Consider the following 22,029-nt stretch of genomic DNA (forward strand, 5'->3'; position numbering starts at 1 on the left):
CCGTTCAGGTCCTGTTCGCGGATGCCGCGCACAGCTTGCCGCACGGTGCGCGCCACTCACGAGGACTCCTTCATGACACTCCATCCTCCATCGACCACCAGGCTCGCTCCGGTCACATAGGACGCGTCCGCCGATGCGAGGAAGGCGACCGCCGCGGCCACCTCCTCCGGCCGGCCGAACCGCTTCGCCGCCGTGGCCGCCACGCTGCGCGTCCGGTCGGCCTCCGGGATCCCCTCCCAGGCGGCGGTGAGGATGGGTCCGGGCAGCACCGTGTTGACCCGGATGTCCGGCCCGTACTCGACGGCCAACTGCCGTCCCAGCGAGCACAGCGCACCCTTCGCGGCGGCGTAGGCGGCATGGCCCGGCAGGCCGATGACCGCGTGCACCGAGGAGGTGAGGACGACGGATCCCGAGGCTTCGCGCAGCATGGCCGCGAAGGTCTTCATGGCTCGCCAGGCCGGCTTGAGCAGCACGGCCATCTGGCCGTCCCACTCGGCCTCGCTCAGTTCGTGAGCGGGCTTGTTGAGCTGGGCGAAGGCGTTGCTGTGCAGGACGTCCAACCGCCCGTGACGCTCGTGGACGTGGCGGGCCAGGTTCTCCCAGTCCACTGCCGAGGTCACGTCGCAACGGACGTACTCCGCGCGTCCTCCGCTGTCCTCGATGCCTGCCGCGAGCGCCTTGCCCGCCGCGTCGTCCACGTCCGTGACCACGACCGCCGCGCCCTCGTCCGCGAGCCTTCGAGCCGTGGCCGCGCCGATTCCGTGCGCGGCGCCGGTGATCACCGCCACGCGTCCCGCCATCCTGCGGCACTCCGTCATCGTGTGTCTCTCCCCATTTGATGCCTGCGCCTGTGACGCCCTGCATCCACCATAGCTGTTTCAATTAATTATGAATATATCTTGACGGCGTGGCGATGGCGCTCCAAGACTGACCGGCATGCAACAGGCACCTTCCGTACCGATCGACAACCGGCGGCACCTGCGCCCGGCCGGGATCGCCTTCGGCGGCGATTACAACCCCGAGCAGTGGCCCGAGGAGGTGTGGTCCGAGGACGTCGCGCTGATGAAGGAGGCGGGCGTCTCCTTGGTGACGGCCGGCATCTTCTCCTGGGCGAAGGTGGAACCGAGGCCCGGGGAGTACGACTTCACCTGGTTCGACCGTGTCTTGGACAACCTCGCCGGGGCGGGTGTGGCCGTATGCCTGGCCACCATGACGGCGTCACCGCCGCCGTGGCTGTCCCGGCTGCACCCCGAGATCCTTCCCGAGACGTCCGACGGCCGCCGCATGTGGCCCGGCGGACGCCAGCACTACTGCCCTTCCAGCGCCGTGTACCGCGAGCACGCCGCGCGCCTGGTCGAGCGACTGGCCACCCGGTACGCCGACCACCCCGCGCTGGAGATGTGGCACATCGGCAACGAGTACGGCTGCCACACCCCGCAGTGCTGGTGCGACGAGTCGGCCGCCGACTTCCGGCGCTGGCTGTCCGAGCGGTACGGCGACATCGAGGCGCTCAACGACGCCTGGTCGACGGCGTTCTGGGCGCAGCACTACGACACCTTCGACGAGGTGCTGCCGCCGCGACTCGCGCCGACCTTCCCCAACCCCGCCCAGCAGCTGGACTTCGCCCGGTTCTCCGACGACGCGCTGCTCCAGTGCTGTCTGACCGAGAAGGCGGTACTGCGGCGGATCACCCCCGACGTTCCCGTCACGACCAACTTCATCGGCGTGCACAAGCCCGTCGACGCCTTCCGGTGGGCCGCCGAGGAGGACGCCGTCTCGGTCGACGTCTACCAGGACCCGCACGACGAGCACACGCACGTCTCGGCGGGGTTCATCTTCGACGTCACCCGCTCCGCCCGCGCCGGTCAGCCGTGGCTGCTGCTGGAGCAGGCGCCCAGCGCGGTGAACTGGCGTGAGCGCAACGGGCCCAAGCCGCCGGGCCGGATGCGACTGTGGAGCTGGCAGGCGGTCGCCCAGGGCGCGGACGCGGTGCTGTACTTCCAGTGGCGTCAGTCCCGGGGCGGCGCCGAGAAGTACCACTCGGCGATGGTCCCGCACGGCGGCACCGACACCCGTACCTTCCGTGAAGTGAGCGAACTGGGCCGCGAGTTGGCCTCCGTGCCGCAGATCGCCGGCACCCGCTCCACCGCCGATGTCGCCATCGTGCTGGACTGGAACAGCTGGTGGGCGCTGGAGCTGGACTCGCACCCGTCCACCGCGCTGAACCAGATGGACATCGCGCTCGCCCACTACCGGCCGCTGTTCGAAGCCGGGATCGCCTGCGATGTCGTACCCCCCGACCGCGACCTGTCCGGCTACCGCCTCGTCGTCGCACCCAACCTGTACCTGCTGAAGGAACGGGACGCCGAACGCATCACCGATTTCGTACGCGGAGGGGGCCACCTGCTGGTGTCGTTCTTCTCCGGCATCGTCGACGAGTGCGACCGGGTGCACCTGGGCGGATACCCCGCGCCGCTGCGCGAGGCGCTGGGCCTGCGGGTCGAGGAGTTCTGGCCGCTGGCGGAGCAGGAGACCGTCGACATCCGGTTCGCGGACGGCACGGTCAGCCGCGCCGACCTGTGGTCGGAGGCCGTCGTGCTCGAAGGGGCCCGGGCGGTGGCCGACTTCGGCTCCGGGCACCTCGCGGGGCGGCCGGCCGTCACCCGGCACTCCTTCGGCGAGGGAACCGCGTGGTACGTCGCGACGCGTCTCACACCGGAAGCCATGCGGGCCCTGACCGACGAGGTGTGCCGTACGGCGTCCGTCGGCCCGGTGCTTCCCGGGCTTCCCGAGCACGTCCAGGCGACCGTGCGCGAGGGCGACGGCGGACGGTTCGTCTTCCTGCTGAACCACAGTCAGGAGGAGGTCGAGATCAGGCTGCCCGAGCCGATGACCGACGCCCTGACCGGCGGGACGACCCCCTCCGACCGCGTCACGCTGCCCGGAGCCGGAGTAGCCGTACTGATCGCGCCGTAGACCGCGGATCGAGCCATAGACCCCCGATCGCGCCGCAGTACCCGATCGAGCCGTAGCCACCGATCGAGCCGCAGTACCGATCGAGCCGCAGTACCGATCGAGCCGCAGTACCGATCGAGCCGCAGCCAAAGCACATTAGGGACACAAGGGACACACATGAACAGCTCACCACCGTCGCGGAGGTCAGTACTCCGGTGGGGTGCCGGGGCGGCCGGGGCACTCGCCGCACTTCCGGCCCTCACCGCCTGCGGCCAGACCGTCGGAGCCGCCCGCACGACCCGGCAGGTATCCACAAAGCCCGGCCAGAAGGTGAATCTCACCTTCTGGACCTGGGTGCCGATGCAGAAGACCGTCGATCTGTGGAACCGGACTCACCCCGACATCCACGTCCAGCTGCAGACCATCCCGGCGAGCACCCAGGGCGGATACCAGAAGATGTACTCGGCCCTGTCGGCCGGCAACCCGCCGGACCTGGCGCAGGTCGAGTACCAGGAGCTCCCCGCCTTCATGCTGGTCAACGGCCTGACCGACCTGAGCCGTTACGGGGCCGACAAGCTGCGCGACAGCTACGTGCGGTGGCAGTGGAACCAGGGCGTCTTCGGCGGGCGGGTCCACACCATCCCCCAGGCATCCGGCCCGATGGGACTCTTCTGCCGCCAGGACCTCCTCGCGAAGTGGGGCATTGAAACACCCGCCACCTGGGCCGACTTCGAGCGCGCCGCCCGCGTGGTCAAGGCCCGCGGCGACGGTGCCAGGATCAGCGCGTTCAACCCCAACTCCCCCGCCTGGTTCGCCGCGATGTGCTGGCAGCGCGGGTCCCGTTGGGTGCGCACCCAGGGCGACACCTGGATCGTCGGCATGAACGACGACCCCTCCCGCGAGGTCGCGGAGTACTGGGAGCGGATGGTCCGCGACGACCTCGTCTTCGTCGAACCGGACATGTCCAGCGCCTGGTACCGGCAGGTGCAGACCGGGCGGGTCGTCAGCTGGATCGGACCGCAGTGGGGCGACGCCCTGCTGCGCGGCAACGCAGCCGGCACCAAGGGGAAATGGCGGGTCTCCCCGCTTCCCCAGTGGAAGGCGGGACAGAACGCCTCCGCCAACTGGGGCGGAGCGTCCACCGCCGTCCTTCAGGGCAGCCGCCACCCGCGTGAGGCACTGCGGTTCGCGCACTGGATCAACAGCGACCCCAAGGCCGTCGACCTCAACATCGCCGTCGGCTACGGCTGGCCCGCCGCCACCGGCGTCTTCCGCGGATCGGCCCTCGACAAGCCCGACCCGTTCTTCGGCGGACAGCGGTACAACGACGTCTTCACCGCCTCCGACCGGGCGATCGACACCTCCTGGAAGTGGTCACCCACCACGGACGCCGACTTCGCCCACCTCGGCGACGCCTTCGGCGCCGCCGTGGCCGGAGAGGGCAGCCTCTCGTCGGCGTTGGCCGACGCGCAGAAACGCACCGTGGACGACCTGCTGGCCAAGGGCCTGAAGGCGAGGAGCCAGTCATGAGCAGCACGAACCCTGCCGGGGGCGGTCCGCGGCGCACCGCCCGCCCGGACCGCGCCGCCTGGGGATTCCTCCTTCCCTTCGTGGCCCTCTTCCTGTTCGTCTTCGTCATCCCGCTCGGCTACGCGATCTACGAAAGCCTGCTGAAGCCGATCCGCTCCGGGTCGCTCGGCCTGGGCCCGGCCACCGTCGGCTTCGCCGGACTGGACAACTACACCCTCGCGCTACAGCAGTCGGACTTCCTGGACGGCTTCGGGCGGGTGCTGCTCTTCGGCATCGTGCAGGTCCCCGTGATGCTGCTGCTGGCCACCACGCTTGCGCTGGTTCTGGACACGCTCTCCCAGCGCTGGGCGGGCATCCTGCGGGCCGCCTACTTCCTGCCGTACGGCGTCCCCGGTGTCATCGCCTCGATCCTGTGGGGCTTCCTCTACGTACCGGGCGTCAGTCCCCTCGTCGACCTGCTCGGCAGGGCCGGTCTCGCGCCCGACTTCCTCGGCTACCACGGCGTGCTGTGGTCCATCGCCAACATCGTGATCTGGGAGTTCACCGGCTACAACATGCTGGTGATCGTCGCCCAGCTCAAGTCGATTCCTCAGGAGCTCTACGAGGCCGCCCGCATCGACGGCGCGAGCGCCTGGCAGACGGCGGTCAGGATCAAGCTGCCGCTGGCCCGGCCCGCCCTCGTGCTCACCGGCGTGTTCTCCATCATCGGCACCCTGCAACTGTTCGCCGAACCGCTCGTCATCAAGCCGCTGACCTCGACGGTCACCAGCTCGTACACACCGAACCTGGCCGCCTACAACGAGGCGTTCTCCAACAACAACATCTACCTCGCCGCGGCCGAGTCGGTGATCCTCGCGCTGGTCGCGAGTGTGCTGTCGTTCGGCTTCCTCAGCCTGGTGAACCGCAAGGAAAGGGGTGCACGGTGAGCGTGTCCACACCGCAGACGACGAAGTCGGTGGACCTCTCCACCGATGCCCCGCAGGCCGCCGGTCCCGGCCGTGGCGGACGGCCGCGCGGCCGGCTGAAGCCCTCGCGGATCCTGGTGATCGCCCTGCTCACGGTCGCGGCCCTCTATTTCCTGCTGCCCGTCTACTGGCTGGTGGTGGCCTCCACCAAGAGCAGTGCGGGGCTCTTCGGCAGTTTCGGGCTGTGGTTCTCCGACCCGCAGTGGCTGCACAACCTGTCGCAGGTCTTCTCCTACAACGACAGCGTCTTCTGGAACTGGACGTGGAACAGCTTCCTGTACGCGGGGGTCGGCGGCGCGCTGGCGACCCTGTTCGCGTGTGCGGCCGGGTACGCCCTCGCCGTGTACCGCTTCCGCGGGCGTGAGGCCGTCTTCAAGGTCGTGCTCGCCGGTGTGCTGCTGCCCAGCACCGCGCTGGCCCTCCCCCTGTACCTGCTGTTCAGCAAGGTGGGCCTGGCCAACACCTACTGGGCCGTACTGATCCCCAGCATGGTCAGTCCGTTCGGGGTGTTCCTGTGCCGCATCTACGCCGAGGCGGCGGTACCCATGGAGATGCTGGAGGCGGCACGGGTCGACGGCGCCGGCGAGTTGCGGATCTTCAACACGCTCGTCCTGCGCACGATGACGCCCGCGCTGGTGACCGTGTTCCTCTTCCAGTTCGTCGGCATCTGGAACAACTACTTCCTGCCGCTGGTCATGCTCTCCGACGACCGCAAGTATCCCCTGACCCTGGGCCTCACCACCTGGCAGTCGCAGGCGGAACGGTACCCCGAGCTCTACCAGCTGACGGTGGGCGGCGCGTTCCTGTCGATCCTCCCGCTGGCCGCCGCGATGCTCGTCCTCCAGCGCTACTGGCGTTCCGGTCTGACCCAGGGCAGCGTCAAGGGCTGACACACAGTGGCGCGTGCCCGGCGTTCCGCGCCGGGCACGCGCCACTGTCCTGCCTTCTACGACCCTTCTACGACCTGGGGTTGACCGCCTTGCGGAACGCGTCGTACACGAGCTTGGGCCGCTCCTCCGCGAACGTGAGCAGGCCCATGACGGAGATGCCGTTGTAGGACTGGTTGTAGCCGGCCCGCTGCTTGTAGTCCTTGAGAACCCAGTAGGTGAATCCGGCGACGAACTCACTGCGCTCGGCCGCCTGTGCCCAGTGGGCGGTGAAGCTTGCCGCCTGCCACTCCTCCATACCCTGCGTGGTGCTGGGGCCGTGATCGCCCGCCACGGACCAGGTGCCGTTCTCGGTGATCAGGATCGGCTTGTCGGGATACTTCGCGTGCACCGCGTCCAGCGTGGGGCCGAGGTCGGAGTCCTTGCCGTAGAAGTAGCCGAAGTACTCGTTGAACCCGATCACGTCGGCGAGGTCGAAGGCGGGGTCGTTGCTGGTGTTGGAAGCCCAGGTCACGGGGCGGGCGGTGAGGTCGACCGACTTCACGGCCGCTTTGAGGTCGGCGAGCCAGGCCCGGTAGACCGGGGCGCCGTCGGCGTCGATCTCCGACTCGTTCTGCAAGCCCCACAGGATCACCGACGGGTGGTTGTGCTGGTTCCAGGCCATCGTCAGGGCCTGCGCGCGGGCGAGGCCGTAGCGCTCGGTCTGGAGCTTTTCCTGGGCGGTGTTGAGCCACATGGTGTCGATGTCGTCCATCACCGTCACGCCGTGCGCGTCCGCCCAGTCATAGACGTACGGGTGGCGGTTGTAGACGCAGTTGCGGATGAGGTTGGCGCCCAGCGCGGTGATGTGGCCCAGTTCCCGGTCGTACTCAGCGGGCGTCATCGCCCTTCCGTGCGCGGCCGTCTCCTCGTGCCAGTTGAGCCCCTTGAGGAACAGAGGCTCGTTGTTCAACCGCAACTGCGCGTCGCCGACGGTCAGTTCACGCACGCCGTACCCGCTGGACAACGTGTCCACCCGCGGGCCCGACGACCTCCCGGCGGCGAGGGTGGCACGGGCGGTGAGCGTGCGTGGCAAGGCAGGGCTCCATCGTGGGGCGTCAGGTATGCCGACCGAGACGCGTACGACGCCCGCCGATCGTGCCGCGATCCGGGCCGCGACCACGGTGGGCCGGCCGCCGCTCCCCCGGCCGGGATCCAGCGTGAGCCGGCCGTCGAAGTCGGCTGTGCCGTGGTTCTCGACGACCGCACGTGCCTCGAGGCGCCCGTTCTCGGCGACGACGAGCAGTTTCGCGATGGTGACCTGCGGGACCGCCTCGATCCAGGCCGACCGGGTCAGGCCGGCGTAGGGCCAGTAGTCGACGGGCTTGTACGGCACCTCGTGGTCGTCGGTGACCGGCTGCGGAGTCGCGGCCGTGTAGTCCGTGTAGCTCGCCCGACGGAAGACCCGCACGGCGATCGTCTGTCGCGTTCCCGGCCTCAGCGCCCCCGCGACCGGCAGCGCGAAGGGAGAGTTGGCGCCCTCGTGCTTGCCGAGATACGTGCCGTCGAGCCAGACCTCGGCGCTGTAGCCGACGGCCAGGAAGGCGATGCGTACGTGCCGGGCACGCCAGGACCCGGGAACGTCGACGGTGGTGCGGTACCAGGCGTACCCGTCACTGAACGCGGTGCCCTTGCCGAAGGGGGTGGTCTCCGATCCGAATCCGGGGGTGTTCAGCAGGTCCCAGGCGGCCGGGACGTCGATGAGGTCCCATGCCCGGTCGTCGTGGTGCGCGGACTGCCGGCCCTCACCGAGCCCCTGGTCGGCGGGGTCGAAGCAAAAGCGCCACTTCCTGTCCAGGGACAGGTACTCGCGGGTGGGCTCATGGGTGCGCCAGCCGTCGAAGGCGGGGAGCACCGTGCCGTACTGGAACACGACATTGGTGCCTCCGAGATCACGTACGAGGGTGCCGGAGGGCTCGGTGGCCGGGTGGGTGTCGAGCACCGGGCCGTTCGCGGCGGCCACGCCCGTACCGTCTGCCGCTCGCGCCGCCTCCGGCCAGACGGGCAGGGCGACGAAGCCGGCCGCGCCGAGGGCCGTGACGACGGTGCGCCGGGACGGATGGATGGATTCGGTCATGGCAGGCGACTCCTCGATGCACGCGCGGGTTCGTTCGCCCACAGCCTGGACAACGCCGTCACCCTCGTCAAGGATTATTCATAAATAATGAATTGAGCTAGCGTGGGCCGCCGAGCCGCCGACGGCGTCCCACCGCACACGAACGACGGGTGACCTCATGACCGCACAGCAGCAAGCCACCACAAGCGAGACCACGGGCCGACTCGCCATCACTCTGTGGGACTTCAGCTGGTACACACAGGCAGGACCCGGCGAGCCGTTCGCCGACCTCGACCGTGCCTTCGCCGAGACGGTCGAGCGGGGCTTCAACACCGTGCGCGTCTGCGCCATGCCGTTCCTGCTGTTCTCCGGACGCGTCGACGCCCCGGATGCCCTCCAGGTCCGCGGCCTGGGCGAGGAGTTCGGACAGCGCACCCGCTGGTACAACGTGCGCGGCGGCTATCCGCTGGACGGACGCCGACGACTCGTCGAGCTGTTCGAGGCCGCCGCCCGCCATGACTGCAAGGTCATCGTGTCCTCGTGGGAGTACCAGCAGTCCCCCAGCTTCGCCGACACCGACGCCTGGCACCGCGCCCTGGCCGACGTTCCCGGCCCGGACCGCGCCGAGGCGGTGGCCGACGCGCTCGCCGAACTGCTCGACTTCCTCACCGAGCGCGGGCTGGCCGACCAGGTCGCCTACGTCGAAGTGCACAACGAGGTCGACAACTGCTCACTGGTACCCGGCGACGGCACCACCAGCCACTACGCCCGGCTGCGCGGCCCCCTCGAACGCGCCGTGAAGCTGTTGCAGGCTCGCCACCCGTCCGTCCCCGTGACCTACTCGCTGGGAGAGCCCTGGCCCGACGAGCTCGACGACCTGCCGGAGCAGGCGCAGATCGCGCACTTCCACTTCTACGTCTACGGCGTGCTCGGCGCGCTGTACGAGGCGGTGGGACTCGGGCACGGCACCGAAGCGGCGCCCGAGACGGTCACCTGGCCCACCCCCGAACTGGCCGCCATGCTGCGCCCCGACGCTCCCGCGTTCGCCGACTACCAGCCGGACGAACCCTGGCGTCTGGCCGCCACGGGAATACCGCGCGAGCTGTTCTACGCACACGACTGGGTGGACCCCGACCGCTGGGACCTGTGGCTGTACGAGAACTACGCGGCACACCGGCAGTCCATGCGGGACACGCTGGCCGAATGGGTCGACTCGGTCACCGAGTTCGCCCGTCGCCGCGGCATCCCCGCCGTACTCGGTGAGAGCGTCGTGGGGTACACGCCGCTGCTGACGCGTTTCGAGGAGGACGCCGTCGGCAAGGACATCGCGGAGTTCGTCGTCGACCGCTGCCTCGCCGCGGGTTTCCAGGGCGTCGTCCTGACCTCCAACGCTGCCCCGCACCACCCCATGTGGCACACCGACGGGGACTGGATGCGACGGGTCAACTCCCGTATCACCACCGGCTGAACGCGATCCGACGTCGCCCCTGACCCCGAACGGCAGGCCGGACCTCGGTGACAGGCGCCGACGCGAACTCCCGGAAGGGACACGCGTAGGCGCCGTTTCCGTCGTGCGGGTGGTTTACGGCCGCACTCCCCCGGAGTCCGGCCGGTGCTCTCGGAGACTGGGCCGGGCGGTACAGGGCCGCCGGGAAGGGGTCTCATGGCGGACAGCAGGATTCTGGTCGCGGTGCGGGAGCATCCTCGGGACGAGGGGGTCGGCTCGCAGCAGTGGGCGCGGATCGGTGAGGCGATCCAGGCGCGGGGGTTCGACGTCCGGTGGGCGGTCGGTGTGGCCGACGCCGAAGCGGTGTTACGGACGGAGGCGGGGCTGACCGCGGCGCTGGTCGCCTGGGACCTCCCGGGCCGAGGGGGCGTGGACGGTGAGCCGGGGGGTGCCACGGTGCTCCGCTCGATCGGCCGGCGGTTCCAGGATCTGCCGGTCTTCCTGGTCATGACGGACGACGGCGTACGCGATCTGCCGCTGTGGGTGTCGGAACTGATCGTGGGATACGTGTGGCCGCTGGAGGACACCCCCGGCTTCATCGCGGGCCGGATCACCACCGCCGCCGGTACCTACCGGGAATCGGTCCTGCCGCCCTTCTTCCGGGCGCTGCGCCGTTTCGACGACGCGCACGAGTACTCCTGGCACACCCCGGCCCACTCCGGCGGTGTCGCCCTGCTGAAGTCGCCCGCGGGCCGGGCCTTCCACGACTACTTCGGAGAACGGCTGTTGCGCAGCGACCTGTCGATCTCCGTCGGGGAACTCGGCTCGTTGTTCGAGCACACCGGCCCGATCGGCGAGGCGGAGCGCAACGCCGCCCGGGTCTTCGGCGCCGACCTCACCTACTTCGTGCTGTACGGGGACTCCACCTGCAACCGCGTGGTGGGCCACTTCAGCGTCACCCGCGACGAGATCGCGCTGGTGGACCGCAACTGCCACAAGTCGGTGCTGCACGGGCTGGTCATGTCCGGCGCGCGCCCGGTCTACCTGATCCCCACCCGCAACGGCTACGGCCTGGCCGGGCCCCTGCCTCCGGCGGAGCTCGCCGCGGAGTCGGTCACGGCCCGGATCGCCGCCAACCCGCTGACCGGACAGGCCCTCTCGCCGGACGCCCAGTACGCCGTGTTCACCAACTCGACCTACGACGGCCTGTGTTACGACGCCTCGGTGGCGGCGCGGGCGTTCGCGGCGAGCACTCCCCGGCTGCACTTCGACGAGGCGTGGTTCGCCTACGCCCGCTTCCATCCGCTCTACGCGGGCCGGTACGGCATGTCGGTGGACGAGGACACCTTCCCGGGCCCGGACCGGCCCACGGTCTTCGCGACCCAGTCGACCCACAAACTGCTGGCCGCCCTCTCGCAGAGCGCCATGGTCCACGTCAGGCCCGCTCCGAGGGCGCCGGTCGAACACGACCGGTTCAACGAGGCGCTGATGATGCACGGCACCACCTCCCCGCTCTATCCGATGATCGCTTCGCTGGACGTGGCGACCGCGATGATGGACGGGCCGCAGGGCCAATGGCTGCTGGACGAGTCCGTGACCGAGGCGGTCCGGTTCCGCCAGGAGATGGTGCGCATCGGGCGTCGTATCGAGGAGGCCGGCGACCGGCCGCCGTGGTTCTTCGGGGTGTGGCAACCCGAGACGGTCACCGACCCCGGCACCGGCACGCGACTGCCGTTCGACGAGGCACCCGCCGATCTGCTGCGCACGGAACCGTCCTGCTGGCACCTGGAACCGGGCGCGGCCTGGCACGGATTCCCGGGGCTCAGCGACGGCTACTGCATGCTCGATCCGATCAAGGTCACCCTGACCTGCCCCGGCATCGACGCGACCGGTGAGACGGCCGAGTGGGGCATCCCGGCACGGGTGCTCACCGCTTATCTGGCCACCCGGCACATCGTCGTGGAGAAGACCGACAGCTATACCACGCTCGTGCTGTTCTCCATGGGCATCACCAAGGGCAAGTGGGGTACCCTCCTCGACGCCCTGATGGACTTCAAGGCCCTCTACGACGAGGACGCCCCCCTCGACCGCGTGCTGCCGGCACTGGTGGCCGAGCATCCCAGGCGTTACACCGGCCGGACCCTGCGCGCACTGTGCCAGGACATGCACGACCACCTGCGCTCGGCCCGCCTCGTCGACCTGCTGGACACCGCCTTCCGGCAGTTGCCGGAACCCGTGGCCCCGCCGCACCTGTGCTACCAGCAGCTGATCCGCGGCGGCACGCAGCGCGTACGCCTGGCCGACGCGCCGGGCCAGGTGGCCGCCGCCATGGTCACCGTCACCCCGCCCGGCATTCCCGTCCTCATGCCCGGCGAGAGCGTCGGCGCCCCCGACGGCCCCCTGCTGCGCTACCTCACCGCGCTGGAGTCGTTCGACCGCCACTTCCCCGGATTCCGCAGCGAGACCCACGGCGTGACCCTCGACCCCGACACCGGCGACTACCTCATCGAGTGCCTGCGGCCGACGGCGAACGACGGAGCAGACGCGAGGTACCGTGCCGTGACACCGGCCCAACGCAGTCACACCATGGAGACCCGAGGGCGCCCCTGACGCCTCTCCTCGTCGCCACGAGCGTGAGGTCGCCGCCCTCAACAGCCGTCGGCGTCGTCGGCGGCTGTCAGCGCGCGACCTCTTCGGTCCACGGCTCCCAAGGCGCCGGACCGGTGCCGTCGCTCCACGCCCACAGGTCCTGCCCGTCCCAGCACAGGATCCCGCACTGCTCGGCGTATTCGACGGCCGGCGCGGTGAAGCCGCCGGTGGTGATGACGACGGCGATGTCGGCCTCGTGGACGGTGAAACAAGTGCCCCCGAAGCGCTGCAGTTCCTGGGAGCCGACCCGGTGGCTGCCGCTGTAGAGCTTGCACTGGATGACGACGCGCCGTCCGTCCGGAGCGACAGCCAGGATGTCCGCTCCGAGGTCGCCTGCCCCGCCGACGACTTCGACGTCCGAGCATCCGTCCCGCTCGCACAGAGCGGCTGTCGCCGCCTCGAACTCCTCCGGGCTCAGGGCGTCAGGGGAGGCGGCCTCGACGTCGCGTGGGAGGACGACCGTCTCCTCACCGCCGAAGCCGACGTCAGGGGGTTCCGCGGACGTACCCGCGGACGGCCGGGTGTCCAGCACGTCGACCGCCGTTCCTGCCCCCTTGTCGAGCGCGGCGACGGCCCGGCGCACCGCCCTGGAAACGGAGAACCGGTGCCGCCTGCGTCCAAGAGCCATGGCGATCGCCACACCCAAGACGCCCAGCACGAGGGCCCAGGCGGGGCGTCGCTCGACGGCACCGGCCGCCGCACGGGCCGAGAGGCCCACCACGATCACCACAAGGGCGAGAAGGCCGAAGAAGGCGGCTGTCCGACGGAGGTCGAACGGGCGGCGTCGGCGGTTCCCGGGTCGGTAACGGCGTATGGGCGTGGCCACGGCGGTGCGTCCCCCTCACGGTCGATACGAAGATCACTCCCGCCGTCTGCCCAAGATCAGTCACTTCATCGTTCCTCTCGCCGACTTGCCGTGCCCGACCTCGAGGAGCACCCAGCGGTGTGGACGAGCCAGCCCGCTGCCGCGCCGGCCACGTACCAGAACAGGTCGGGTGGATTGAAGGTGGACCCGAGCACGAGGCGGGCGACGGCGCTGCGCTGGGAGAACTCCGCCGGGACCTCGGTGAGTTGGGAGAACTCGACCACCCAACTGACGACCAGCGCGCTTGCGGCGGCCGCCAGAGGAGTCACACGTGGCACCGCCAGCACGACGAGTGCGTACAGCAGGACGGTGTAGAGCGCGTCTCCGCCGTACTTGGCCACGTCCCCTGCCGCCACCGCCCTGAGCCCCAGCCCCGCGCCGACGGTCACCACCGCGGCCCCGGCCGCGAGCAACCGGGTCCGTACCGGTGCGGCTCGGCACATCAAGGTCCTGTCCTTCAGCTGGTCGGAAGGGGCGGGATGCTGCCTGTGACTGCCAGGTCCCGGTACCAGATGGCGCTGTCCTTCGGGGTACGGCGCTGGGTCTCGTAGTCGACATGGACGATGCCGAAGCGCTTGGAGTACCCGTAGCCCCATTCGAAGTTGTCCATCAGTGACCACACGAAGTAGCCGCGCAGATCGACACCGGCGGCGAGTGCACGGTGGGCGGAGAGGAGGTGGCGACGGAGGTAGTCGATGCGCTGGGGGTCGTGTACGGCGTGGGTGCCGTCGGCGCGCACGGACAGGTGGTCCTCGAAGGCCGCTCCGTTCTCGGTGACGACCAGGGGCTGGTTCGGGAACCGGGTGTGCAGGTCCAGGAGGAGTTCCTCGAGTCCCTCGGGGTCGATGTTCCAGCCCATGGCGGTGTGCGGGCCCTCCTGTTGGACGAACTCGACCTGGGGCGAGCCGGGCCAGGGGGAGCCTCCCACGTCCTTGTGGCCGTCGTTGTTCTGACGCGGGCTCACGCCGTCCCAGAGGCGGACGGTGGTGGTGGCGTAGTAGTTGACGCCGAGCAGGTCCAGGGGTTGGTGGATGTGGGCGAGGTCGCCGTCCTGGACGAACGCCCAGTCGGTGACCGCGGCGGTGTCCTTGAGGAGGTCCTTTGGGTAGTGACCGCGCAGCAGGGGCTCGGTGAAGGAGCGGTTGGCCAGCGCGTCGATGCGGCGCACGGCTTCGTCGGCGCCGTCGCCCCTGCCTCGCAGAACATGGAAGTTGAGGCTGATGGCGTATTGCGGGGTGTTGGTGGTGACCGCCCGGAGCTGTTGAAGGGCCAGGCCGTGAGCGAGGTTGAGGTGGTGGACCGCGGTCAGTGCGGCAGCGCCGTCGGTACGGCCGGGGGCGTGGGCTCCGGATCCGTAGCCGAGGTAGGCGGAGCACCACGGTTCGTTGAGTGTGGTCCAGACCGGGACGCGGTCGCCGAGAGCGGCGCCGACGATGCCGGCGTAGTCGGCGAGGGCGAAGGCGGTGTCGCGGTTCGTCCAGCCGCCGGAGTCTTCCAGGGCTTGGGGCAGGTCCCAGTGGTAGAGCGTGGCGACGGGGGTGATGTCCCGGTCGAGGAGACCGTCGACCAGGCGACGGTAGAAGTCCAGTCCCTTGGGGTTGACCGGGCCACGGCCGGTGGGCTGGACGCGCGGCCAGGAGAGGGAGAACCGGTAGGCCCGCAGGCCGAGGGACGCCATGAGATCGAGGTCGTCCTCGAGCCGGTGATAGTGGTCGGCGGCGATGTCGCCGGTGTCCCCGTTCCATGTCCTACCCGGGGTGTGGGAGTAGGTGTCCCAGATGGAAGGGCCGCGTCCGTCCTCCGCGGCGGCGCCCTCGATCTGGTAGGCGGCGGTCGCGGAGCCGATGAGGAAGTCCGGGGGGAACGCGGGGTGTTGGGTGGGTTCGCTCCGGGAGGTCGGCATGCATGCACCTCGCTGATGTCGTGTCGACGGGTCGGGTCTCGTCCTGATGTTAACGTTAACAATCTGTCAGTCATCCGGAGCCATCGATCTGCCGGGTCGAGGAGGACTTCTGCCTGGTCACGGTTCGGAGCCATTCCCAGAGCCGGACGCATGCGTGGCGCCGAGGGGCTGGAGGGGCGTGACGAGACCGGCAGAGGGTGACGAGACGGGACCTATGAACCGGCGCGAGGAGGTGCGGTGCTGCGCCTCACGACGAGTTCCGGCGTGATCTTCTCGCGCGCCGCCTTCTCCCCTTGCAGCATCCGCACCAGCAGCTCGATGGCGCTCGTGCCGAGGTGGAAGAAATCCTGACGAACCGTGGTCAGGGCGGGCACCAGGTAGTCGGCCCCCTTCATGTCGTCGAATCCGACAAGTGACACGTCCTGCGGCACCTTCGCTCCTCGTTCCGCGAACGCCGCCAGCACTCCCATGGCCATCTGATCGTTCCCCGCGAAGACCGCGGTCGGCAGACCGTCCTCGCGCATGCAGAGTTCGTGGGCAAGACGAAACCCGCTCGCCGCGGTGAAATCCCCTTCCAGCAGGGCCCCCTCCGCTCCCGCGGCAGCGAGTTCGACCTGCCAGCCTTCGACGCGCGCTCGCGCATCGAAGGTGCGCGGAGGGCCCGACAGATGGGCGATGCGCCGGTGCCCGAGGTCGAGAAGGTGCCGAACCACCAGGCGGGCGCCAAGCTCCTGATCGACCTCGATGAAGCTCAGATCGGGGTTGGGCACGCTGCCGGACATCACCACGGCCACAGGCACCTCGAAAACGAGGCCGGCCAGCGCCTCCACCACGACACTACGGTCGGCGACGACCGCAATCGCCTCGACCGACTGATCGGTGAGCCGCTGCAGCGTCTCCACCAGGTCACCGGTGGTGCTCTCACCCTGCCGGCTCGCCAGGCTCACCCAGTAACCGGCTTGCTTGGCGGCCGTCTCCACTCCAAGAAGGATGCGGGGCAGTTCGAACAGCTCCGACCCGACGATCACCACACCGATCGTCGCTGAACGGCGGCTCTTGAGGGCCCTGGCCACACTGTTGCGGCGATAGCCCAGCTTCCGAATCGCGGCCTCGACCCGGGCCCGGGTCTCGGGCCGCACCGACGGATGATCGTTGATCACACGAGAGACGGTGATGTGCGAGACGCCGGCCTCCCGTGCCACATCCATCATTCCTGGTGGCCGGTTCATCTCACTCGTCCCCTGCCCTCGGCCCAGCGCACGGCGTTACGCGCACCGCCGATACTGACACAGGCTTCGGGCCGCATCCGCGCAACGGTCCGCCCACCGGGCGGACGAGGGACGGCGTCTGCCCCGGGCTCTGAACCAGCTGCTCAGGCCCGGTGCGGTTTGCCGGCATCCAGGACAGCTCCATCCATTTCGCTCGTGCCCAGAACAGACAGCAGGGATAAAATGGATAGGGCCTTCCGATTGTTAGACTGGTCGGCATGAAACCTGGCGCCCCGCCCACCGACAACACCACCGCCCAGCCACTGCGCAGTGACGCCGAGCGCAACCGTGGGCGGATCATCGCCGCCGCCCGCACGGTGTTCGGGCGGGACGGCCTGAATGCCTCCATGGCCTCCGTGGCCCGCGAGGCAGGGGTGGGGATCGCCACCATCTTCCGTCGCTTCCCCTCGAAGGAGGAACTGGTCGCCGCCGTCTTCTCGGACCGGATGGACGCCTATGCCGACGCGGTGGCCGCCGCCCTCGACGACCCCGACCCTTGGCACGGTTTCACCGGCTACATCGAGACCGCCTGCGCGATGCAGGCGGCCGACTACGGCTTCGCCGACGTACTGACCATGACCTTCCCGACGGCGAAGGCGCTGGAGAAGCGACGTGACGAGGCGTACGAGGCGATGGTGCGGCTCATCGACCGCGCCAAGGCCGCGGGCCGTCTGCGCGAGGACTTCCACCCCTCGGACCTTGTGCTGATCCACATGGCCAACGCCGGCGTCGTCAACGCCACCGGCGAGGCCGCACCCGACGCCTGGCGGCGTGTCGTCGCCTTGTTGATCCAGTCCTTCGAGGCCCCGGCCCGCGGTCCTCTGCCGGACTCGCCCGATCATGCCGCCCTCTACAAGGCCATGCTCCGCGCCGGCCCGGCGGACATCCCCGCAGCGGAGCCGGACGGGAGCGACTGACCTCAGGACCGGAGCCCTCGCGCCCGACCCGGCGGGCGGCTCCACCGCGTCACTGCTCCCACTTCTCCGGGCCGCCGCCCCGCCACTCGATCAACTCGGACTGCCGCACCCACACTTCGTCAACGTCCTCCAGGCCCGCGCCACGCAGGAACTCGATGACGTCCAGCAGCCCGTACGCCATCCCACGGAACTGATCGCCCACACGGACCCGCCGACCGCCGTCCACAGCGGGCCGGTAGATCACGATGGGCTGTGCGTCAGCCATGGGACCAGCGTGACGCGTGTGCCGGCTGCGCGCATGTGGGGGCGCTCGCAGGCTGGGCTGGGCCTCGCCGCCCATGGCCTCGCTCGACGCCGTGACCTGTGGTTTCTCGCGGCCGACGGAACCACCACGCTCCAGGCCGCCGAATCAACAGGTCGTGGCCCCGACCTCCCGAGCGGCGGCAAGGTAGGCGAGAACCAGTGGCCGTTTGTCGTCCTGGCCTGCGGCCACCGCCAGTTGGGACGGGGAGATGCCCCGGACCGGCACGGCGATCACCTCGTCCCGGACGACCAGTGGGGCGTTACCGGTGGCCAGCAGCGCCACCCCCTGGCCGCCGGCGACCGCCTCGTGGGTCTCCTCGGCGCTGCCCACCACCCCGCCGATCCGCGGCGGACGGCCGTCCCGGGCGTCGAGGGCGAGCCAGTAGTCCCGCAGCGGGCCGGCTTCCGGCGGGAGGGCCAGGAAAGGCTCCTCCAGCAGGTCTGTGAAGTCCACCTTTCCCTCGGGGTCGGACGCTGCCCGCGCCGCCAAGGGGTGTCCGTCCGGCAGCGCCACCAGCCGGGGCTCGCGCGCGACCACCGCGTACTGGTAACGGTCACCGTCCGGCAGCGGCAGCCAGACGAAGGCGACATCGCTGGATCCATCCGCCAACCCGGCACTGGGATCCGCCCAGTTGACCTGCCGCAGCACGGGCCGCGCGTCCGGATGCCGGGAGACGAGGCGAGTCCGCAGGGCGGGCAGCAGTCCGCGGCCCGGGCTGGTGGACATGCCGATCACCAGAGTGCACCGCTCGGCGGTCCTGGCCTCCTCCACCGCCGCCTCCGCGGCCTGCCAGGCTGCCAGCACCTCGCGGGCATGGGGTAACAAGACCTCCCCCACCGCGGTCAACCGCACTGTCCGCCGGTCCCGTTCGAACAGGACCACGCCGAGTTGCTTCTCCAGCATCCGAATCTGCTTGCTCAGCGCGGGTTGGGAGACGAACAGCCGCTCGGCGGCGCGGGTGAAGCTCAGTTCCTCGGCCACTGAGGTGAAGTAGCGCAGGTCGCGCCCGTGGATGTCCATAACTCATGGCTATCACAAGGAGTCTTGGACGCTCTCCCCGTTCCTGACGAAGGATGGGACCTGTCGACGGGGAGGCCCCGAACGACAGTTGACGAGGGAGACGTGAATGAGCGAGAACGCCAAGGTCTGGCTGGTCACCGGCGCGAGCAGCGGCTTCGGGCGGGCCATCGCGGAGGCCGCGGTCGCGGCTGGTGACACGGTGATCGGCACGGCCAGGCGGACCGAGTCGCTGGACGACCTGGTCGCCGCGTACCCGGACCGTGTGGAGGCGATCAGCCTGGACGTCACCGACGGCGCGCGGATCGATGCGGTGGCCGCCGACGTCCTGGCCCGTTACGGCAGAGTGGACGTGCTGGTGAACAACGCCGGCCGCACCCAGGTGGGGGCGTTCGAGGAGACCACCGACCAGGAACTGCGCGACCTGTTCGAGCTGCACGTGTTCGGTCCGGCGCGGCTGACACGGGCGCTGCTGCCGCAGATGAGGGAGCGTGGCAGCGGATCGGTGGTGAACATCAGCAGCCTCGGCGGGCAGCTGTCTTTCGCCGGGTTCTCCGCTTACAGCGCGACCAAGGCGGCGCTGGAACAGCTGTCGGAGGGCTTGGCCGACGAGGTGGCACCGTTCGGCATCAAGGTGCTGATCGTGGAACCCGGCGCGTTCCGCACCAACCTGTTCGGCAAGGGTGCGGCGTACTTCTCCGAGGAGAACCCGGTGTACGCGGAGAAGGTCGGCGCAACCCGGCAGTTGGTGCAGGGCGGCGACGGCGACCAGCCCGGTGACCCGGCCAAGGCCGCGGCGGCGATCCGGCTGGCCCTGGACGCCGAGAAGACCCCGCTGCGCCTCGCCCTCGGCGGCGACGCGGTCGACTCCCTGACCGGACATCTGAACTCCGTGCGGGCCGAGCTCGCCGAGTGGGAGAAGGTCTCCCGGGGGACGGACTTCGACACGCAGTGACAGTGGTACCCGGGGGCAGCCGGGCAGGGGCCCGGAACCGGACGGCCCCACGCTGCCCGTGCGGGCTGCGTTCCGACGTGCGTTCTGGGTCGACGCGCGGTGGAATGGGGGGACCATGCCGGTCGCGTCCGCGCCGTCACAGTTGCGCCTGTTTCAGCGCATGGCTCTGCCGGGAGCGGAAGTCGGGCGTAATCCGCGGTGTGCCGCTCGTTGACGATGGTGTGACGGCCGTGTGCGCTCGTCGCCCGGCCCGGAGCCGGTCCCCGAGAGGAAGCCCTGTGATGAACCACCAGACGGTGCGCGGCGTGATGAGCAACGCGGTCGTCCGTGTCCAGGCCGGTACCCCGTTCAAGGAGATCGCCCACCTGCTGCTGGAGTACGACATCACGGCGGTGCCCGTCGTGGACACCGAGGACCGCCCGGTGGGCGTGGTCTCGGAGGCAGACCTTCTGCACAAGATGTGGGGCGGGCAGGAGGGCGACGCCCCGGGATCGGGCGCAGGGGTACGGCCCGCCAAGGCATGGGCCACCGACGCGGCCGGGCTGATGACCTCTCCCGCCGTCTGTGCGCGCGAGGACTGGAGCGTCGTCGACGCCGCCCGTGTCATGGCTCAGCACGGGATCAAGCGGCTCCTCGTGGTCGATGAGGGTCAGCGGTTGATCGGTGTGGTGAGCAGGAGCGACCTTCTGCGGATCTTCGTGCGGACGGACCGGGCGATCCGTACGGAGGTCGTCGAGGAGGTACTCGTCAGGACTCTCGGCCTCGCCCCTTCCGCCCTGCACGTGGACGTGTCGCACGGGCAGGTGGTGCTCAGCGGGCGCCTGGCTCCGGGGGTTTCCGTTCCCGCCCTGGAGGAGCTGTGCAGGAACGTCGACGGTGTGGTGGCCGTGGAGTTCAGACCGGTCCAGGAGGCCGACGCCGACGGCCCGGTACACCAGATCCCCGGATGACGGGTGCGGTACCGCCGCGCCGTGGGGCAGGCAGGAGGGGCCGTCCCCCGCGTCGGATGCGAGGAACGGCCCCTCCGATTGCTCGCGGCCGAGCCGAGGCCCCTCCGGTTCACACGAAGGCACTCTGCCCCGTGATCGACTTGCCGACGATCAGGGTGTTCATCTCCCGGGTGCCCTCAAAGGAGTAGATCGCCTCGGCGTCGGCGAAGAACCGCGCGATGTCGTGGTCCAGCAGGATCCCGTTGCCGCCGAAGATCTCCCGGCTCCAGGCGACGACCTCCCGCATCCGCGAGGTGACAAACGCCTTGGCCAGCGAGGAGTGTTCGTCGCGGAAGATCCCGGCGTCCTGCAGCCGGGCGAGCTGCACCAGCATGCCCCACGAGGCGGTGATGTTGCCCAGGCTCTTCACCAGCAGGTCCTGCACCAGCTGGAACCGGGCGATCGGGCGGCCGAACTGCCGGCGCTCCTTGGCGTAGTCCAGCGCGAGTTCGTAGGCGCCGACCATCACGCCCAGCGCCTGCCAGGCCACCCCGCCGCGAGTGGCGCGCAGGATCTCCGCGACGTCGCGGAAGGAGTTGATGTTCTGCAGGCGGTTCGCCTCCGGCACCCGGACGTCGGTCAGGGTGATCTCGGCGTTCTCCACGATCCGGAAGGCGATCTTGCCCTCGATCTTCACGGGTTCGAAGCCGGGCGTGCCCTTCTCGACGACGAACCCCTTGACGTGGTCGTCGTCCGCGTCGCGTGCCCACACCACGACGTGGTCGGCGAAGGTCGCGTTGCCGATCCACTTCTTGGCGCCGTTGAGGACCCAGGTGTCGCCGTCTCGCACGGCCGTGGTGCGCATGCCGCCCGCGACGTCGGATCCGCCGAGCGGCTCGGTCATGGCGAAGGCGCCGATCTTGTCCATCGCGGCCATCTCCGGCAGCCAGCGGTCGCGCTGCTCCTGGCTGCCGCCGGAGTGGATGGAGTACATCGCGAGTCCGTTGTGCACACCGAAGAACGTGGACACGGAGGCGTCGGTGCGGGCCATCTCCATCGCCAGCATGCCGCTGAGCAGGTTACTGACGGCGGGCCGGTGCTCGCCGTAGCCCTCGTAGGGCAGTCCGGCCAGCCCGCTCTCGCGGAAGATGCCGATGAGCTCCTTCGGGAACTCGCCCTTGCCCCAGTTCTCGTTCACGAGCGGCTTGATCTCGTCGCGCAGGAGGGTGCGGGCCTTGAGGAGGATCTTGCGCTCCTCGTCCGGCAGCAGGGTCTCGTAGTTGTAGAAGTCCGCGACCAGCTGGTCGTCGAGCGGTTCCATGGTGGTGGTCGACTCGGTCATC

General features: G+C 69.7%; 18 protein-coding genes. 9 read left to right on the forward strand and 9 right to left on the reverse strand.

Annotation, left to right across the window (positions count from 1 at the left end; all coding sequences use genetic code 11):
- Positions 1-56 precede the first annotated feature (56 nt).
- The gene (locus OHA64_RS03895; RefSeq protein ID WP_405607809.1) at positions 57-800 is read right to left on the reverse strand and encodes an SDR family NAD(P)-dependent oxidoreductase; all 744 of its coding nucleotides are present in this window, start codon (positions 798-800) and stop codon (positions 57-59) included.
- 136 nt (positions 801-936) lie between these two features.
- Here OHA64_RS03895 and OHA64_RS03900 point away from each other — a divergent pair, with 136 nt between their 5' ends.
- The 4 genes from OHA64_RS03900 to OHA64_RS03915 all read left to right on the forward strand — a co-directional run bounded on the left by OHA64_RS03900 (position 937) and on the right by OHA64_RS03915 (position 6,340).
- The gene (locus OHA64_RS03900) at positions 937-2,976 is read left to right on the forward strand and encodes a beta-galactosidase (RefSeq protein WP_405607819.1); all 2,040 of its coding nucleotides are present in this window, start codon (positions 937-939) and stop codon (positions 2,974-2,976) included.
- 156 nt (positions 2,977-3,132) lie between these two features.
- Positions 3,133-4,485 (forward strand): ABC transporter substrate-binding protein, encoded by a 1,353-nt coding sequence (locus tag OHA64_RS03905; RefSeq protein WP_405607822.1) that lies wholly within the window; start codon positions 3,133-3,135, stop codon positions 4,483-4,485.
- Positions 4,482-5,411 (forward strand): carbohydrate ABC transporter permease, encoded by a 930-nt coding sequence (locus OHA64_RS03910; RefSeq protein ID WP_405607825.1) that lies wholly within the window; start codon positions 4,482-4,484, stop codon positions 5,409-5,411. Before OHA64_RS03905 ends, OHA64_RS03910 begins: the two co-directional genes overlap by 4 nt.
- A 95-nt stretch (positions 5,412-5,506) precedes the next feature.
- Positions 5,507-6,340 carry a carbohydrate ABC transporter permease gene (locus tag OHA64_RS03915; protein ID WP_405623854.1) on the forward strand — a complete coding sequence of 278 codons (834 nt, stop codon included), beginning with the start codon at positions 5,507-5,509 and terminating at the stop codon, positions 6,338-6,340.
- Positions 6,341-6,407: 67 nt separating this feature from the next.
- On the opposite strand, the gene OHA64_RS03920 is transcribed toward OHA64_RS03915, so the two are convergent.
- The gene (locus tag OHA64_RS03920) at positions 6,408-8,453 is read right to left on the reverse strand and encodes a glycoside hydrolase family 2 protein (RefSeq protein ID WP_405607828.1); all 2,046 of its coding nucleotides are present in this window, start codon (positions 8,451-8,453) and stop codon (positions 6,408-6,410) included.
- A 157-nt stretch (positions 8,454-8,610) separates the two neighbouring features.
- Here OHA64_RS03920 and OHA64_RS03925 point away from each other — a divergent pair, with 157 nt between their 5' ends.
- Both OHA64_RS03925 and OHA64_RS03930 read left to right on the forward strand, forming a co-directional pair.
- Complete coding sequence (locus OHA64_RS03925; protein ID WP_405607831.1) at positions 8,611-9,900, forward strand: cellulase-like family protein; 1,290 nt, start codon at positions 8,611-8,613, stop codon at positions 9,898-9,900.
- A 195-nt stretch (positions 9,901-10,095) separates the two neighbouring features.
- Positions 10,096-12,489 (forward strand): Orn/Lys/Arg decarboxylase N-terminal domain-containing protein, encoded by a 2,394-nt coding sequence (locus OHA64_RS03930; protein WP_405607834.1) that lies wholly within the window; start codon positions 10,096-10,098, stop codon positions 12,487-12,489.
- 67 nt (positions 12,490-12,556) lie between these two features.
- Here OHA64_RS03930 and OHA64_RS03935 read toward each other — a convergent pair whose 3' ends face one another.
- The 4 genes from OHA64_RS03935 to OHA64_RS03950 form a co-directional block, all read right to left on the reverse strand.
- Positions 12,557-13,354 (reverse strand): restriction endonuclease, encoded by a 798-nt coding sequence (locus OHA64_RS03935; protein ID WP_405607837.1) that lies wholly within the window; start codon positions 13,352-13,354, stop codon positions 12,557-12,559.
- Between the two features lie 65 nt (positions 13,355-13,419).
- Complete coding sequence (locus tag OHA64_RS03940) at positions 13,420-13,836, reverse strand: DUF2809 domain-containing protein (RefSeq protein WP_405607840.1); 417 nt, start codon at positions 13,834-13,836, stop codon at positions 13,420-13,422.
- A gap of 14 nt (positions 13,837-13,850) precedes the next feature.
- The gene (locus tag OHA64_RS03945) at positions 13,851-15,296 is read right to left on the reverse strand and encodes a GH1 family beta-glucosidase (RefSeq protein ID WP_405607843.1); all 1,446 of its coding nucleotides are present in this window, start codon (positions 15,294-15,296) and stop codon (positions 13,851-13,853) included.
- A gap of 212 nt (positions 15,297-15,508) precedes the next feature.
- The gene (locus OHA64_RS03950; RefSeq protein ID WP_405607846.1) at positions 15,509-16,525 is read right to left on the reverse strand and encodes a LacI family DNA-binding transcriptional regulator; all 1,017 of its coding nucleotides are present in this window, start codon (positions 16,523-16,525) and stop codon (positions 15,509-15,511) included.
- Between the two features lie 257 nt (positions 16,526-16,782).
- On the opposite strand from OHA64_RS03950, the gene OHA64_RS03955 reads away from it, so the two are divergent.
- The gene (locus OHA64_RS03955; RefSeq protein ID WP_405607849.1) at positions 16,783-17,481 is read left to right on the forward strand and encodes a TetR/AcrR family transcriptional regulator; all 699 of its coding nucleotides are present in this window, start codon (positions 16,783-16,785) and stop codon (positions 17,479-17,481) included.
- Positions 17,482-17,530: 49 nt separating this feature from the next.
- Here OHA64_RS03955 and OHA64_RS03960 read toward each other — a convergent pair whose 3' ends face one another.
- Positions 17,531-17,746: a hypothetical protein gene (locus OHA64_RS03960; protein ID WP_405607852.1), complete on the reverse strand. Its 216-nt coding sequence runs from the start codon at positions 17,744-17,746 to the stop codon at positions 17,531-17,533.
- 144 nt (positions 17,747-17,890) lie between these two features.
- Positions 17,891-18,805 (reverse strand): LysR substrate-binding domain-containing protein, encoded by a 915-nt coding sequence (locus tag OHA64_RS03965; RefSeq protein ID WP_405607855.1) that lies wholly within the window; start codon positions 18,803-18,805, stop codon positions 17,891-17,893.
- 106 nt (positions 18,806-18,911) lie between these two features.
- Here OHA64_RS03965 and OHA64_RS03970 point away from each other — a divergent pair, with 106 nt between their 5' ends.
- Both OHA64_RS03970 and OHA64_RS03975 read left to right on the forward strand, forming a co-directional pair.
- A complete protein-coding gene (locus OHA64_RS03970) occupies positions 18,912-19,757 on the forward strand; it encodes an oxidoreductase (RefSeq protein ID WP_405607858.1) in 846 nt (281 codons plus the stop codon).
- A 281-nt stretch (positions 19,758-20,038) separates the two neighbouring features.
- Positions 20,039-20,707 (forward strand): CBS domain-containing protein, encoded by a 669-nt coding sequence (locus OHA64_RS03975; protein WP_405607861.1) that lies wholly within the window; start codon positions 20,039-20,041, stop codon positions 20,705-20,707.
- Between the two features lie 109 nt (positions 20,708-20,816).
- On the opposite strand, the gene OHA64_RS03980 is transcribed toward OHA64_RS03975, so the two are convergent.
- Positions 20,817-22,028, reverse strand: a complete 1,212-nt coding sequence (locus tag OHA64_RS03980) for an acyl-CoA dehydrogenase family protein (RefSeq protein WP_405607864.1) — start codon at positions 22,026-22,028, stop codon at positions 20,817-20,819.
- Between the last annotated feature and the right edge of the window lies 1 nt (position 22,029).

The sequence above is a fragment of the Streptomyces sp. NBC_00076 genome, assembly GCF_045041235.1.
Taxonomy (GTDB): Bacteria; Actinomycetota; Actinomycetes; order Streptomycetales; family Streptomycetaceae; genus Streptomyces.

Bases quoted from the DNA above. Each gene is read 5' to 3' on its own strand.
- OHA64_RS03895 (WP_405607809.1), bottom strand. From the start codon at position 800: ATGGCGGGACGCGTGGCGGTGATCACCGGCGCCGCGCACGGAATCGGC.
- OHA64_RS03900 (WP_405607819.1), top strand. From the start codon at position 937: ATGCAACAGGCACCTTCCGTACCGATCGACAACCGGCGGCACCTGCGC.
- OHA64_RS03905 (WP_405607822.1), top strand. From the start codon at position 3,133: ATGAACAGCTCACCACCGTCGCGGAGGTCAGTACTCCGGTGGGGTGCC.
- OHA64_RS03910 (WP_405607825.1), top strand. From the start codon at position 4,482: ATGAGCAGCACGAACCCTGCCGGGGGCGGTCCGCGGCGCACCGCCCGC.
- OHA64_RS03920 (WP_405607828.1), bottom strand. From the start codon at position 8,453: ATGACCGAATCCATCCATCCGTCCCGGCGCACCGTCGTCACGGCCCTC.
- OHA64_RS03925 (WP_405607831.1), top strand. From the start codon at position 8,611: ATGACCGCACAGCAGCAAGCCACCACAAGCGAGACCACGGGCCGACTC.
- OHA64_RS03930 (WP_405607834.1), top strand. From the start codon at position 10,096: ATGGCGGACAGCAGGATTCTGGTCGCGGTGCGGGAGCATCCTCGGGAC.
- OHA64_RS03940 (WP_405607840.1), bottom strand. From the start codon at position 13,836: ATGTGCCGAGCCGCACCGGTACGGACCCGGTTGCTCGCGGCCGGGGCC.
- OHA64_RS03945 (WP_405607843.1), bottom strand. From the start codon at position 15,296: ATGCCGACCTCCCGGAGCGAACCCACCCAACACCCCGCGTTCCCCCCG.
- OHA64_RS03950 (WP_405607846.1), bottom strand. From the start codon at position 16,525: ATGAACCGGCCACCAGGAATGATGGATGTGGCACGGGAGGCCGGCGTC.
- OHA64_RS03955 (WP_405607849.1), top strand. From the start codon at position 16,783: ATGAAACCTGGCGCCCCGCCCACCGACAACACCACCGCCCAGCCACTG.
- OHA64_RS03960 (WP_405607852.1), bottom strand. From the start codon at position 17,746: ATGGCTGACGCACAGCCCATCGTGATCTACCGGCCCGCTGTGGACGGC.
- OHA64_RS03965 (WP_405607855.1), bottom strand. From the start codon at position 18,805: ATGGACATCCACGGGCGCGACCTGCGCTACTTCACCTCAGTGGCCGAG.
- OHA64_RS03970 (WP_405607858.1), top strand. From the start codon at position 18,912: ATGAGCGAGAACGCCAAGGTCTGGCTGGTCACCGGCGCGAGCAGCGGC.
- OHA64_RS03975 (WP_405607861.1), top strand. From the start codon at position 20,039: ATGAACCACCAGACGGTGCGCGGCGTGATGAGCAACGCGGTCGTCCGT.
- OHA64_RS03980 (WP_405607864.1), bottom strand. From the start codon at position 22,028: ATGACCGAGTCGACCACCACCATGGAACCGCTCGACGACCAGCTGGTC.